Source organism: Metallumcola ferriviriculae, from assembly GCF_035573695.1.
Taxonomy (GTDB): Bacteria; Bacillota; JADQBR01; order JADQBR01; family JADQBR01; genus Metallumcola; species Metallumcola ferriviriculae.
The window spans coordinates 792,388-807,022 of sequence record NZ_CP121694.1 but is presented as its reverse complement, the minus strand read 5'-3'; the positions used below and the strand labels follow the sequence as shown (position 1 = coordinate 807,022).

Genomic DNA, 14,635 nt, shown 5'->3' with positions numbered 1-14,635 from the left:
AAAAAACAAAATAATTCTCCTTACATTTCAATAATATAGAATTTACTATGGGCGTTTAAATTTTCCCATACAAATTCATGTCTACCCGATAGAGATATGAAGTCGACATTCTTTGCCCGACCGGTAGGTTTGTAAATGTCTCCATAGACAGCATATTCTTGTCTGAAATATCTATAAATACCATCGTTTATTCTTCCTTCGTAAAAGGGTCTATCCGATACTAGAACAACACAGGCAGTTTTATTAAATCCCCGATCCTTAAGTTCTTCCATAAATTTTATGTCTTTTGCAAAAGAGTACATTTGCTCAGGATACTGACCATTCATTGGACATTTCATCTCTATAGCATACTTTTCATGTTTGTCTTGTGTAAAGATTGTAACATCAATTTCCTTTTTTATCGTTTTGTTATCTCGTGTGAAAAATGAAACATTACGCTCAAATTGCACTTTATACTGCGGCAGCATGGTTCTTAAGTAAATCCCCAGTTCATGTACCAGGCTGAATTCATTATAAATTTCTATGTTTTTGTCTCTAACAAACTTAAAAAAGCTTTCAACTAACCTTTTCAATTCTAACAACAAAGCCACCACCTGTAATCACAAAGTCTTCCCCATTGATTTTCTGAAACAATCGTACAATCTAGATATCCATAGAAAATTAGACTAAGCCCCCCCTTTGGGCTCATAAAAGAGATGTTATCATCTTTTCAAATAAGTATGGACGAAGCCTCGGCATGTTTTTCTTGGACAAATTAAGCCCATACTCTGGTTTGCTTTTTAACTCTTCATAGTCCTTATCGCAAAAGAGGTCATTGGGGGCTTTCCAAGTAACTGCAGGAATAAGATAAGCGTCCGGCAGCCTGCCATCTTCAAATATAAATAGTACAAGATAATTATCCTGGTTAGTTATGTTCCACTTTTCCTTTTACATAAAAACATAATTGGTTTGACGTACTGACTTTACTTGAATCTCGAAAAATCGTCCTTCCTTCGTTTTTGCTATAAAATCTATTCCATGATCATCAACCTCTGATGTATATACCTCAAATCCGTAAGAAGCAAATTCCATCTTCGCATAATACTCCGCATATCTACCAAGCTGCAGTTTATTTAACCGCGACCAAATTGTATTAGGCATCTCAATTCTCCATTAATAAATTTTGTTGAGCAAATTTCACCATATACATTTTTATCTTACCACCTTTTCCCATATTTTTTAAGAGCCTATTTGTCCAACAACTCATTAGTCCGATCTACAGTTGGATCAAACCTGCCAGCCTTTTTTATTCCCCAATAAATTCAAGTGGTATTTTTACCTCATAACGCAGTATAATCGATAATCTGTTCAGGTGTAATAGTAACCCCACTCCCCATATAAGCAATAATTTCCGAACCGCCACGTTCGAAACTTCTGCTAACGGCATTTGAAATCAGCCATTTCTTAAGTATTAACCTACTCTCCATATCTTCCCAATAATTGTCTTCATAATCATAAAAAGAATACCAAGCAAATTGATCGAAATCAGCAAGAAAGGTAACAATATACCCTTTGCTCTTTGTGCACCAAATTTTTTCAACCTCTTTTATGCGTGGAATAAGACTTGATAAGTTCATTAAAAATTCCGGTCTGCAATGAATATCTGTTCCATAACGGGCAATATCATCTATTGAAAAAAAGGCATTCACTTGCGGATCGAAATATATTTTTCTAGCAACTTCTCTAATGCGTTCTTCTTCAGATGTAAGCCTAAATCGACCCCTAAATTTATCATAGTCAATATCAATTACTTTCTCGCCTATAACGAGGGCTTTATTCTCGATATCAAATTTAACACCATATTCTAATAATAAATTCCTTAATGTTGTCTGCTCCGACAAAACCGCCTGTAAATTTTTTATCCCTTGCATTTTAATTTCCAAACAATCATCCCAGTTAGATGTTACGTGAAGAGCCTTATATTTTAAGTGATCAATGTTAGTCGAGTCGATGTAGTCCAATCGTTTATTCCAAAATGAATCAAAATCATTATTGCATTCGATTATATACTCATCTATAAAACCGCTACCTGTAATATTAAAAAAATCTTGAATGAACTTGAAAGCTGCGTCCGGTGTGCTAATATCAAAAATCAATTGATCATCACCAAATTCTTAAAAGATTTAACTTTACTACCACCAATGCTGGCCAAACTTTTTTAACGCTTTCTGATCCTCGTTTTTTTCGTGCTCCCGCTTACCAAACAACTCATCTTCTCTAGCCACAATTGGATCCAACCAATCAGCTTTTTTCTTTGCCCAATCTATCCAGTTCACCGTTTCTTCATCCATTCCATCTTGGCTAGCAGAATCCTCCATAGCTTTGACATAGGCTCTTATTCTAGACGCTCTCTCATAGTCCAAGGCCGCGTTCTCCAGCGCAATTGTCCGCTCGACTTCTTCATTATATCGGTTCCGGCGTTCTTCCTCCCGCCTCTCTTCTTCCATACGTTTACGCTCGGCTTCTTCACTGGCTTCACGCTCAAGTCTAAGAACTTGGGATTCTTCGTAAAGTGCTATTAAAATATCACCTAGCCTGGATTCAATAGACATCTTATCGGTTTCTCTGAAATGTCTGCGTTTCCGAATACTAACTCTCAGCCGCCCATTGAATACGTAGTCATACTTTCTGATTTGGGGTTCACTGGCCCATGTATTATGGCGTTTTGCGTCTTCATAAAGAAGCAAGTCCTTTGCTTCTTGCCTAGTGATTTCATGCTTTATTTTATCTTGGGACTCAGAAACTTCAAAATGCACATACTCACCTCTAATCTGGAGAGATAGATCATCATTGACAGTACCACCTAGGTTTTCAACCTGTCGAAAAAGAGCATCAAGTATGCGATAAACTCGTGGGAGGGTTTCATTTGAAATAACTCCGGCAAGAAAGGGCGGACGTTTAGAATAGTAATAATTATTGAAGCCTTTTTGTGCGCCTTCAGGTCTCATGTTATTTTTATTCCATTCTTTGACCACAGACTTGTAGGCTGTTATCTTTTTGTGCAGTTTCACATTTTCAGGTGATACCTTGATTTGTTGTGCAGCAAGTAGTACTTTTTCTCTCTCGGCTTCTGATAAAAAAGCGAGCGGCTGCGAAGCTGTATTAGTTTCCTTTTCTCCTTCAAAGGTTCTTGCCCCAACTATTTCAGTGACCCCCTTTGTTTTTGGGAGCGGGGTCTTTTTGGGTTTTGCCCCAGCACGAATCTTTGACCAGTAGCCACGGGGTGGAACAGGTACATTAAGCGATTTACAGATTTTATGTATTGCAACGTCTGACACTCCATATTGAGCAGCAACATCAACAACCGGATTTGCCCACACCTGTTCATATAATTTTTCACGGTTATAAATGTTATGCTTACCATCCACAGTACGATAAATATGCTGCTTGTCACGAGGTGTACCCGAACCTTCAGTGACCAGCTGATTATCAGTTGCCTCAGATTCTTCTGTAGTGTTAACTTCGGAATTTAAGTTTTCCTCAACTTTGACCTCTTTACTAACTTCGGTAACAGTAGTAAATACGGCAGTGCGTTTTGACCTTTTCGGAGCCGAGTTGTCGGGCAGCGTAACTTCAGTAATCGAGGATTCCGGCAACGGAGTTTTTGTTACGGTTTTGCCGAAATTCAATTGAGTCCAGTATCCCGATGGTGGGTATGGGATATTTGTTTCTTTGCACAACTTAAGTAATTTGGCATAAGGCACATTATATTTCTTGGCGACACCGGACACGGAGATCTCCCAGATCTCATTATACAATTGTTCTCTGGATAATTTTGTGGTTTGCTCTGTCAAAATCAGCCCTCCTTTCTTTCCTTATTTCTCTGGTTCGGGGAAATATGTTCGGCATCAGTGGTCTCCTCTGTTGAATCTGAATCCAGCGAAAACGCGTATTCAAATAGTTTTATGTCCCTTGTTCCGCGCTTTCGCTTAATATAAAAAGCAGGTCTTTTTTCATTTCTTCAAATTGCGAAATGATGGTGTTAAGGTTCTTCTCAATGTTTTCAACCTGAACATTGGTTATCTTTCCATGCTTATATGCAATAAGTCGCTCATCAATAATTTGGTAACTCCAGCTGTCGGTATACCGGTCCTCATTACGAATTGCAAATCCAATTGGTAATAAGTCATTTCTCATTCCGAGGCTCACAGCCGTAGGTGATATTCCAAGATAATCAGCCGCTATTTTGCATGTGATTTTGGAGAAACTCCTTATTTCTTCATCTGTATATTTACCCATGTGCTTCACCTCCCCCTTTGTGTGCTTTTTAATATTGTATAATTATTCCATATAATTATCTACCTCAAATTTGCATCATAGGCCTGCGCCTAAAGCCCTAGCTTCAATAACGGTAAAAAGATTATTTTATTGATACGTTTCCGCAATTATTTTTGAATATTTATATTGTACTTTGGGGGTTTTGTGTTATAAACCCTTGACTATGTATTAATGTCTGTGATAGTATAAATTTACCAAAAGGGGTGTGATCTTCCTATGCAAACTATTCAAGAGAATTTTAAAGCAAGATCTACTTACAGTATCCGGTTAAACGACAAACTGGCTGAAATAGCGCAAAAAACAGGTCTCCCACTGAGCAACGTGATAGAAATCTGCCTTGCAAATTTCGCCACCTTAAATGATGATGAAAAAATTCAATTTATTGCGGAAAACGATCCTGGAAAAATAAATGCTTCAGAATTAAAAGAACCCACTTTTAATTATGCTGATGAAGCTGTTTGTAAAGCTAAGGACTCTTTAGGGGATAAGGCAAGCAAGATGAGTAATAAAATACTCATCGCAATCGGCCTTGCGTTATTAGCTGCTTTCCTTTTCAAAGGGGAACAAAATGAATAATCATAGGGGAGGGGAGGTGAATATGAGTACGGCAAGGAGAAAAAAAACTAGGCATTTTAGCCTAGTATTACCCCAAGAGAAAAAACTAACTTGGGCAGGCCTATTAAAGCCTGTGTATTAAAAAACTGTAAATATATAATACCATAGTTTTTTCTCCCGGGCAAAGAAAGGAGGAGAAAAATGAGCACAGATCGAAGAGCCGGCAAAAAGAATGTTCCACATGTCGGAAAACAGCCACGTTCTCGTACGCAAAAGGGAACCTGGCGGAAAAAAAGATCTGACGCGGGCAAAAAGCAGGAAGGAAAAAGTCTTTTAGATAAACTACTTGGGTAATCACATAAAAAATTTTTTAGGGGGAGTATATCCCCCCTTTTATGCGTTAAGCATAGCCACTCATATTGCTTATATTCAATAAAAAAACTACTGCATTGGCATCATTAGATAAGCATTTCTGTAATATAACGGGTTTAGTTTTGTTCCTATATCTTTGAATTCAGTTCCATTCCGTCCTTAAAAGTAAAAACAATCTCATGCTCAGGATGAACCGTCACCGCATCCACTGTTGCATTCCAAAGTTCCTCATCAAATTCAGTCAAGAGCGTGTCACTCTTCTCCAACATCCGAATAAAAGCCCCTATACTTTCACGTTTGGCATTTCGTTCCAGCCGCTTATTATCAATCTCATCAAGTCCTTTTTTGGCGGCTTCATAACGTTCCACCAAGCTTGTATAATGCTGCTGGTATTCCCCCTGGTCAAGAGCAGAATGGGCGTTTTCCTCCACACACTTTCGGAGCAGTTCTGCCGCAACCTCACTTTCACTTTGGAACTTGGCGCTTTCTTTTTCAAACTCTGACGTATCGGTTAGGTCATTAATAATGGCTTCATAGTTTTGCAGGATTTCCCCTTTATTCTCAAGTAGGCTGTTAAAAGTATCTAAAAATGCCTCTTTGATTTTATCTTCATAAAGGTGCGGTGTCTGGCACTTATTATTGTTTTTAAACTTATGATTGCATTGCCAAATGGTCCTGCGGTATTTGCTGGTAGAATGCCACACCTTACTGCCGAAGAAGCCCCCACACTCACCACAGATAATTTTTCCTGAAAAACAACCACCACCCGTCTTATATCCCTTGGCATTTTTCCGTTTCTTAAGCTCATGCTGGACAAGATCGAAAACTTCCGGCGTTATGATTGCAGGATGACTGTTTTCCACGTAATACTGTGGAATCTCACCTTCATTGACCTTCTTTTTCTTGGTAAGAAAATCAACGGTGAAAGTCTTCTGAAGCATCGCGTCACCTTTATATTTTTCATTCTGAAGGATGCTCGTTACGGTACTGGTTTGCCATTTCTGTTTGCCCGATGGCGTCAGTATGGAACTTTTCGTAAGATGCCTTGCTATACCCGAAGGAGTCTTACCTTCAAGGAACAATTTATAAATCAACCGCACTGTTTTGGCTTCCGATTCAACAATCTTAGGAAGCCCATCATCACCCTTTTCGTAACCAAGGAATCTTCCGTAGGGTAGGCTAATCTTTCCATCAGCAAACCGCTTTCTTTGACCCCAGGTAACGTTCTCTGAAATACTCCGACTCTCTTCCTGGGCCAAGCTGGACATGATGGTTATAAGCAGTTCACCCTTGCTGTCCATGGTGTGGATGTTTTCCTTCTCGAAGTAGACTTCCACGCCTTTTTCTTTAAGCTGTCGGACGGTGCTAAGAGTATCAACAGTATTTCTGGCAAATCGGGATACTGATTTTGTAATAATAAGGTCGATTTTACCGATCAGAGCGTCGGCTATCATCCTGTTGAAACCTTCACGCTTTTTTGTGCTTGTAGCTGATATACCTTCATCGGCATAGACTTCTACGAATTCCCAAGCCGGATTTGATTTGATGTGCCTCGTGTAATAATCTACCTGCGCCTCGTAGCTTGAAAGCTGTTCGTCATTGTCCGTTGAAACCCTTGCGTAGGCGGCAACCCGTCTTGTGGCTGGAGTTCCGGCAGTTATCGGTGCAAAGCGTTCTGCTGTTGCCGGAATAACTTTTACTGCTCTTGCTGAACACATGTAGCTTTCCTCCTTTCCAGTATTTTAGCTGGCGTTCCCGGGCCTGCTGACGGGCTTCTTCACTCCAGCTTTCACTGCGTGATTTGTTCTGCCATTCCTTTTGGACAGTGCGGCCGTCACGGAAAACAAATACCAGCAGGTTAGAATCAATAGCCTGTATTTCCTTTATCTTTTGCTCAAATACCGTTTCATCAAACTCTTTAAGTCCTAATACCTCTACAGCTATCGAAAGCAGGATGTCCTCGGGGATTTGCTTGGTATGGCAGCTATCCTTGCCATATCGCAGGTAGGTAGAGCATTTCCATGAAGCCCGCCCGCATGCAGCTTTTCGGTTATAATTTTTCCCGCATTTGCTGCAGACAATTTTACTGGTGAAAGGGTATTGCTTGGGGTCATTTTTTCCAGCATTACTATCTCTGTTTTTAGCCATAATCCCCTGAGCTTTTTGGAAAGTAATCTCATCAATTATTGGTGGATGGGTGTTTTCAGCATAATATTTTGGAAGCATACCTTTGTTGCGCACCAATGTCTTTGTCAAATGGTCTTTAACATACTTTTTCTGAAGCAACGCATTCCCTGCGTATTTTTCATTTTTGATGATCTCCGCAACTCTCTCCGAGTTCCAAGTACCCCCTCGAGGTCGTGCAACACCCATACCAGACAACTTTTTTGCAATCAAGGTGCAGCCCATACCGCCGATATAATCTGCAAAAATCATGCGAACTATTTCTGCCTGTTTGGCGTCAATTTCAATTTCACCATTTTCAATGCGATACCCATACAAAAACCTTAAGTTTACAAGCTCTCCGTCAGCAAAAGCTTTTCGAATACGCCACTTGCAGTTTTCACTGACCGAACGGCTCTCTTCTTGCGCAAAAGAAGCGAGGATGGTAAGCATTAACTCACCATCCCCGCTCATTGAGTGGATATTTTCTTTTTCAAAATAGACATCAACATTGATGCTCTTTAACTCTCGTACCGTTTCTAACATAGTAACCGTATTCCTTGCGAACCTGGAAATGGACTTGGTTAGAACTAAGTCTATTTTACCGTTTCTGCAGTCGCTCAAGAGCCTCTGGAACTCTGCTCTGTTATCTTTGGTGCCGGTCATTGCTTCATCTGCATAAACACCGGCATACTCCCATCCGCGTTGCTTTTGAATATAGTCGCTGTAATAACTGATTTGAGCTGATATAGAGTGAAGCATTGCATCTTTGCCACTGGATACTCTGGCATAGGCGGCAACGCGCTTCTTAACTGGTATTGTTGCCTTTATTGGCTCGATTTTTCGGATGGTTCGCGCCATATAATCACCTCCCTAGTGTGACATGTTAACTCTGATTTTGATACATAGCAAGCTAATTAACATATCACAAACTACCTATTAAAGGCTGATATTTGGCAACGAGAAGTGAATTAATCTTGGCGAATTCCTTCCTATTAATTAACCCTTTTGAGAGCATGGTTTTTGCTATGGCAAATGATACCTGATAGTTCTTTTCACGTTCAAACTGAGCATGCGTCACAATCATCCCTCGCTTTTTCAAAACGGTGCTTTATATAACAGGCATGCCCACAAAACTTGCGGGTTTTATTGCCATAACTTTCGAATGTTTTCCCACACTCTTTGCAAACCAGTGTGTAATAGGCTTTCTTTTTATATTGGCTGTCATTTTCTTTCCACCATGCTCGACGACATTGTTCAGAGCAAAATTTCTTAGGGTGTCCCTTTGTTCCTTGTGTCAAGGGTTCCCCGCAGTGCTTGCAGTTGATATTTGATTCTTTGTCTTCATGTTCAACGGGCTTTTTACTATTACCGATGTTGTTGCGCCTACAATAGGATTTCACTGTGTTTTCTGAGATTGAAAGGGCTGCAGCTATTTTCCCGTAGCTCTGTCCAAGCTTGCGCAGCTGCTGAATTTTTAGCTTTTGCTTAGTCGTCATGGTTCTACCTCCATGAAAAAAGGGGCGACCCGTTTGAGTCGCTCCCCATAATGATTGATTAGTGTTATTCGTATTTCACATAGCCATCAAAACCTGCCGCTTTAATCTTCTCTAACATGGCATCTGCGTTTTGTTTATTGGCAAAAGCACCTACTTGAACACGATATAACTTTTTGGCTTTAGCGATTGGATCATTACTATTAGCGGATTGTTCTGCCTTAAGAGCGACTTTCACAGCCTTCCGAAAAGTATCCATACTCTCACCATGTTTAGGAAACCAATGCTTCACATCTGCGTGATTACTAGCTATGGCAAGCTTATGACCTTCAGAGTGATCCACAATGTCCTGTTCACTCAGCCCATATTTCTTACAGAGCATCACACAAAGTTCCACCGCATTCTGCCAAGCTTTCCTAAAATAAGCTTCCTGCTTTAAAACATCATAGCCCACCATGTTAGCCCCACCAGCATAAGAAAACCCACCTGGCTCACAGATTTCAAAGCCAATGTGGGTATTATTCGCCTTCCCACCAGCATGCCACCCCCGATGCTCCCAGGGGAGGTATTGGTGGACTTCCTTGTCATCCAAAAAAGCATGGACACATACCTGCCGGTTTATCTCCCCCGCCTGGTATGATTTATTCCAACGACTAAACCAGTCTACCGCCATCATACCGGGAGTAGCGGTTGAATGTACCATAATGCCCGTGGGGTTAATTTTTCGTCCTGCCTTGTAGCAATCATTACGAGTCATATATTTTGTTATTAACTCCATTTCAATCTTCCTCCCTGGCTTTACCGTTCAGTTGGGACAGAACATCTTGAAGCTTTTCCGGTATAGGCAGGCCGATGATGGCGGCATTCTCCAAAATACTGATACCCTCGTTAGACAAGTAGAAAAAAATAACGGCGGTGCGAATTGCACTACCGTTCTTTATTAGATGAACATCTACTATGTTTCCAATACCAACCAAGGTAAAAATCAGTACCTTTTTAAATATCCCTCGAGCACCAACTTCACTCGAGAGCCGTTTCTCGATGATAGCCACCATCACACCGGTCAAGTAGTCTATGCCCACGAAAGCTATCAGAGCATAAAGAAAACCGTCAAGGCCGCCAAGAAGATATCCCAGCCAGCCCCCAACGGCTGCAAAAGTTAATTGAAAGGTGCTTGTATCTTTCAAATTAAGTCCCCCCATTCTCTTTAACTAAACTTTGATTAATAGAATCCAGTTCTGCCTGAAGCTGAGCCTTTGCCTCCGTCATTCCCTTAAGCTGAAAGTCATAAGCTTTGATAGATTTTTCAAGCTGCTTTTTCCTTCCTAATAGCCCTTGCTCGTCCAGCTCTAGTGAATGAATCACCTTAAAGTTTCCTTCCTTATCTTTCTCAACCTTAATATGCTTTGACATCTCTTTCACCTCACATATACATAAATAGTTGAATAAACAAACTGGCATTTATCCTACCTAAAATACTGCTGCCTAGCTCTAAATTATGCCAGCCTGGCGACGTTATATGGGGGGATAATTGGAGTTCATTCTTGTTTTCGTTAAATGGCCCCCCAAGTTGCGCAGTAATATCAGTTCCGTCCAGAGTAATTGATATGTCAGCCGGGGCAGTTCCCTCATATATACCAAAAACCAAATTGTGAGTATGGTCCCCTAAAGAAACCATATGGCGATGATTCGGTAAATACATGTTGTGAGCATGAAACGGCAAAGAAACAGCGTGGGTATGGGAAACTGATAGCATAGCGTGAGCGTGATCTCCGGCATAAGTATTGTGAAGAATATGGTCATGATAGCCACTTTGTACCCATGAAACACTACCCGTATCGGTGATAAGGGTAGTGCCATGCTCAATTCCATGGTTATGCGTACCATCTTTCTCCATGGTATTATCGTGAAAATGATAGCCCGCCATATCCATAAAATCGGGTAATAGATACTGTGAGGGAGAGAGAATCCACAATCCAGGCTCGCTGGTATCTATGTCGCCGCCACCTGACTCAGTGGATGTAAAGGTATAACCACCATCTTCAGTGGATGCATAAACACCACCTCCTGATGCTGCTCCGGTTTCATAGGCTCTAAACCATTCCTTGGTAAAGCTGAGTTTAAACTGCTTACCATTTAATAGATTGGCTCCAGGTGGAACATAGAAAATTATCTTAAGGGGATGAGTGGCATCTACATTATCTACTACATGCAACTGCCAAGTTTGCAGCATACCACGATCATCTAAAATAACTGTCGTCCCATCTGATGCTGTAATCCTTAAACCAAAACGCTCTGTAGCGTCCACCTGCCAATGACCGGCATGGAGGCGTTCAATATTATTCTCATCATATACATGTAAACCATCAGACATGATTTTGGTATATTCATCAGCGGTAGATAATGCATAAAGTTCGTTAATCACTACGGTACTTGATAGCACACCTTCTCCGGTTACTGCTGTTTTGTAGCTTTGCCCACCGTCTTCAGTGATACCAAGTCCCCCTGGCGATAGGCGTACCCCCTTGCCATTTCGCCTGCCTTCAGCATCAATGCCCCAAAAGTCTATTGTGTTGTCAGTAATAGTTAGCAGCCCATTTGTACCATTGATTAAGGTGGTGGCGGTATTGATAAAGCCTTGTAACAGGCTATTGGCATGGCGGTTCCGGGTAATTATTCTCGCAGTAGTCACAGCCGGTTTCACAGCATCACTTATCTGCGGTTTCGGAGTTCCCACGTTAATGCTGTTTCTCTGCGGTTCATAGGGGTATTCAACCATTTCAATTACTCGTACCCTTAAGCGTACAGAGATATCTTGCGGCCCGGTATATTCTACCGTTACCCAATCCCCCACCTCTATTTTATAAAGGGCCTCAGCATACAAGCGGTAAAGGTCAGCCAGCTTCACACTCACACTAAGCTTGGGCCAAGCGACGACCGCGAGCTTTCTTCGCCCCTGCTCCAACAATTCACTAGGGTCAGCGATCTTGTCATAGGTAACCACATCTTCTCGCACCAAACGCTCCCTTATGATGCTGTCAGCCGTGTTGTAGCCGAGGGCTGTGAAAAAGGAGAAGTTTTCAATATAGCTATAGCCACCATTGACACTAGCGATATCTACGCCATCCTTTCCTTTCACATATAGCCTGGTTACCAGCCCCTTCGAGTCGTAGCTTAAATCCAAGCTGGCTAAATTTCTTCCTGAACGAATAGTCACCCCGTTATCCTGGCCAATATCGTTATATAGGCTCACTGTTTTTTCCAGAGTATCAAATTGCACGAAAGGCCCGTAACAATATTCCTCCACTGCCCCGTATAGTTTAAGTAGCTCGTTTAAAGCTTCCAGACGATTAAGATTTTCCAAACGGACATCACGGAGAGTGGTGATAGTGGGGTCGCAATACTTTAAAGTCCAGCCCGTATTCTCAAGTACCCTGGCTACTGCATAGCTCATACTAGCATTAGAAAAGGCTAGCTCGCCGTCAATATAGCGATAGAGCAGTTCCTCTGCTGAACACACACAGGATACACTGATAAACCCCTCATCTGTCAAAGTGGCTGAAGGGCTTTTTATGATATACTCACTACCCTCAAAGTAAATTCTGTTTTCGCTTTCGATAAGCCGCAGGGTCTTTTCATTAACCAGGCAATTAAACTTTAGGGTGCTCATGCCATTACTACTTCTTACCCGACAAAAATCACTTAGTTCCTTTTGTCCCAAATAGCCTAATCGCTTGATACCAGCTGCATCATATATCTCAAGCATCTTATCACCACCTTTACAGCCACATTTCCGAAAACTCTATCTCTAAGTTTCCAGCGGAGGTACTGATCTCAGTTTCGCCCGGTTCAAGATATAAAAAATCCCCTTCAGCCAAATGTGCTGCCGGGGCACCGTTTAAGGTGATTTCTAATTTTTCGCTATCCACAATAAATATATCGGTGCTGCCAAGTGATGTATTAATATATATCTGGCTGTCACCGATGCTAATTACCGGAAATTCTGCCGGACCAGTAAGGGTTAACCTGAGAGGCGTTTTTTGTGAACCCCGGTTTAATAGCCAAACGCTACCTGAGGTTTTGTAATACTGGGGTACACCATAAATAAAAGGTTTCGAACAATTGAATTGAAGATTAAGTATTTCCATTGAACCGACAGTTTCCATGACGGTTTTCCCCCGAAGCCTTCCTTTATAAACATTGAAATACTCATCATCAAAGCGAAGCTCACATTCTCCCTTTTTGGGATTAAGCAAAGTATTTAGCTCCTTCTGGGCAGCTACTAAGGCCGACCGGCTATCATGCTTTAATAGGCCCTTTACTACAATGGTTCGCTCCTTGAATTCGGTGTGATGATAGTAGGTACCATCCATGCCAGGAAGCTTTGTGCTTGTTTCCTCCCCTTCAGGAATTTCCCAGCGCCCCTTAACATCAATGATGGAAAGTCCAAAGGTTGAGGTATCCACTCCGTCAAAATAAAGCTTTCTTGGCATACCGCTAGCAAAGGCTTCTAGATTAAAAAAGCCGGTGAATATACGCGCTGTCGCTACCATCTCCACCGTTTTATCTTCAAGTGACCAGTAATATAGTCCGTTGGAATTAGGGTCTAGACTATCTACCTGCACCTTCATCAACGCTTGTTCTGTTTTATAGTCATACGTCCCTCCTGTAAGACGAAGGGCCTCAAGGTAAAAAATAGTGGCTTGAGTAGCCAGATCGGGGAACTCGCTATCCTTTACTCCTGTATAGGTATATACATCATAGAAAAAGCCGTTTATCATTAAAGCTTTAGCCCTAGCAACAAAGATCGCGGCCCCACTGCCTTCATTTTTAGCCAAACCCAGCACCGACCACAGAACTGTATCTGAAGTCCAGTTAACATCTCCCCACTGGTTATATACCGGCGATAGGTTCTTGCCAGTATAATCACTTGTGCCTTCTATGGGGGCCATATACATATAAGGCAGACCTACCGTTTCCATTACTCCCCGCTGGCTTTGTATGCAATTTGTGCGGATAAAGTTATGAAATCTATCATTAATGTCCCCGATATAGTAAGTCCCGCCCTCAGCAGTTTGCTGGCTATTTCCAAATGCAGCTATTGCAGTTTGCACCAGGTCATAGGCAATATCCCCGAGATGCAGTGGCACACGCCCGTTAACGGGATAGAATTCTACTCCGGCATCTGTGCGGAGATAAAATTCAGGAAAAGCACCGTCCAAATATGCAGGCAGTTCGGTGCCGCAAAGGGAAGAAAAAGCAGTCTGCACTTTATAAATGCTCTCAATCAGCTTTAAAGACCACTGTTTGTAAGTATCTTCTCCACAACGAAGGTATAAGCGGCTTAAACCGTAAGCTGATAAGAACAAATCCCTTGTATATACCTCGCAATAACCATCATCTTTTCGTCTTTGCCATTGCTGATTATCAGTATTAAAGTAATGTATGGATTGAAAGTACATGGTTTGGCCATTGACAGTAGTCTCGATAATATTATCAATCAAATTATCTGCGATTAGCTTAGCCTTATCTATCGCGTCCTTAGTACCATAGGAGCATAAGAAAATAAGCGTCCAGGCGCTGGAGGGAACTAGGGTGGCCGCTCTGGTTGCTTCCCCGGCACCCTCTGTATAATTAAGTAATACCAATCCCAACGGGGGGTTAGGGAAAAGACGGTAAAAACTATCTGCGCTATCAGTGACAATCAGTTTACTATTCAATAGTTCTCGCAT

General features: G+C 41.5%; 15 protein-coding genes and 1 pseudogene. 2 read left to right on the top strand and 14 right to left on the bottom strand.

From position 1 onward, the window contains the following. Nucleotides 1-20: 20 nt before the first annotated feature. From MFMK1_RS04110 to MFMK1_RS04090, 5 genes and pseudogenes are all read right to left on the bottom strand, one after another. Nucleotides 21-590: a hypothetical protein gene (locus MFMK1_RS04110; RefSeq protein WP_366924867.1), complete on the bottom strand. Its 570-nt coding sequence runs from the start codon at nucleotides 588-590 to the stop codon at nucleotides 21-23. A 94-nt stretch (nucleotides 591-684) separates the two neighbouring features. Then, nucleotides 685-1,071, bottom strand: a pseudogene (locus tag MFMK1_RS04105) (DUF4365 domain-containing protein). Between the two features lie 248 nt (nucleotides 1,072-1,319). Further along, nucleotides 1,320-2,135: a hypothetical protein gene (locus MFMK1_RS04100; protein WP_366923892.1), complete on the bottom strand. Its 816-nt coding sequence runs from the start codon at nucleotides 2,133-2,135 to the stop codon at nucleotides 1,320-1,322. Between the two features lie 36 nt (nucleotides 2,136-2,171). Continuing rightward, nucleotides 2,172-3,833 (bottom strand): hypothetical protein, encoded by a 1,662-nt coding sequence (locus MFMK1_RS04095; RefSeq protein WP_366923891.1) that lies wholly within the window; start codon nucleotides 3,831-3,833, stop codon nucleotides 2,172-2,174. Between the two features lie 109 nt (nucleotides 3,834-3,942). Next, nucleotides 3,943-4,278: a hypothetical protein gene (locus MFMK1_RS04090; RefSeq protein ID WP_366923890.1), complete on the bottom strand. Its 336-nt coding sequence runs from the start codon at nucleotides 4,276-4,278 to the stop codon at nucleotides 3,943-3,945. Nucleotides 4,279-4,533: 255 nt separating this feature from the next. Here MFMK1_RS04090 and MFMK1_RS04085 point away from each other — a divergent pair, with 255 nt between their 5' ends. Together MFMK1_RS04085 and MFMK1_RS04080 are read left to right on the top strand one after the other, a co-directional pair. Further along, nucleotides 4,534-4,893: a hypothetical protein gene (locus tag MFMK1_RS04085; RefSeq protein ID WP_366923889.1), complete on the top strand. Its 360-nt coding sequence runs from the start codon at nucleotides 4,534-4,536 to the stop codon at nucleotides 4,891-4,893. A gap of 180 nt (nucleotides 4,894-5,073) precedes the next feature. After that, a complete protein-coding gene (locus MFMK1_RS04080) occupies nucleotides 5,074-5,226 on the top strand; it encodes a hypothetical protein (protein WP_366923888.1) in 153 nt (50 codons plus the stop codon). A 146-nt stretch (nucleotides 5,227-5,372) separates the two neighbouring features. On the opposite strand, the gene MFMK1_RS04075 is transcribed toward MFMK1_RS04080, so the two are convergent. The 9 genes from MFMK1_RS04075 to MFMK1_RS04035 form a co-directional block, all read right to left on the bottom strand. Then, on the bottom strand, nucleotides 5,373-6,905 hold the full coding sequence (locus tag MFMK1_RS04075) for a recombinase family protein (protein ID WP_366924866.1): 1,533 nt from the start codon (nucleotides 6,903-6,905) through the stop codon (nucleotides 5,373-5,375). After that, entirely contained in the window at nucleotides 6,841-8,268 is a 1,428-nt protein-coding gene (locus MFMK1_RS04070) for a recombinase family protein (RefSeq protein WP_366923887.1), read from the bottom strand. Before MFMK1_RS04070 ends, MFMK1_RS04075 begins: the two co-directional genes overlap by 65 nt. 64 nt (nucleotides 8,269-8,332) lie before the next feature. Continuing rightward, complete coding sequence (locus MFMK1_RS04065) at nucleotides 8,333-8,425, bottom strand: SHOCT domain-containing protein (RefSeq protein ID WP_366924865.1); 93 nt, start codon at nucleotides 8,423-8,425, stop codon at nucleotides 8,333-8,335. 43 nt (nucleotides 8,426-8,468) lie between these two features. Next, nucleotides 8,469-8,906 (bottom strand): helix-turn-helix transcriptional regulator, encoded by a 438-nt coding sequence (locus MFMK1_RS04060; RefSeq protein ID WP_366923886.1) that lies wholly within the window; start codon nucleotides 8,904-8,906, stop codon nucleotides 8,469-8,471. Nucleotides 8,907-8,970: 64 nt separating this feature from the next. Then, nucleotides 8,971-9,681, bottom strand: coding sequence for an N-acetylmuramoyl-L-alanine amidase (locus MFMK1_RS04055; RefSeq protein WP_366923885.1), 711 nt, complete (start codon nucleotides 9,679-9,681; stop codon nucleotides 8,971-8,973). Between the two features lies 1 nt (nucleotide 9,682). Next, a complete protein-coding gene (locus MFMK1_RS04050; protein WP_366923884.1) occupies nucleotides 9,683-10,090 on the bottom strand; it encodes a phage holin family protein in 408 nt (135 codons plus the stop codon). A 1-nt stretch (nucleotide 10,091) separates the two neighbouring features. Continuing rightward, nucleotides 10,092-10,316 (bottom strand): hypothetical protein, encoded by a 225-nt coding sequence (locus MFMK1_RS04045; protein ID WP_366923883.1) that lies wholly within the window; start codon nucleotides 10,314-10,316, stop codon nucleotides 10,092-10,094. A 10-nt stretch (nucleotides 10,317-10,326) separates the two neighbouring features. Then, complete coding sequence (locus MFMK1_RS04040) at nucleotides 10,327-12,669, bottom strand: phage tail spike protein (RefSeq protein WP_366923882.1); 2,343 nt, start codon at nucleotides 12,667-12,669, stop codon at nucleotides 10,327-10,329. A 13-nt stretch (nucleotides 12,670-12,682) separates the two neighbouring features. Then, the gene (locus tag MFMK1_RS04035; RefSeq protein WP_366923881.1) at nucleotides 12,683-14,635 is read right to left on the bottom strand and encodes a distal tail protein Dit; all 1,953 of its coding nucleotides are present in this window, start codon (nucleotides 14,633-14,635) and stop codon (nucleotides 12,683-12,685) included.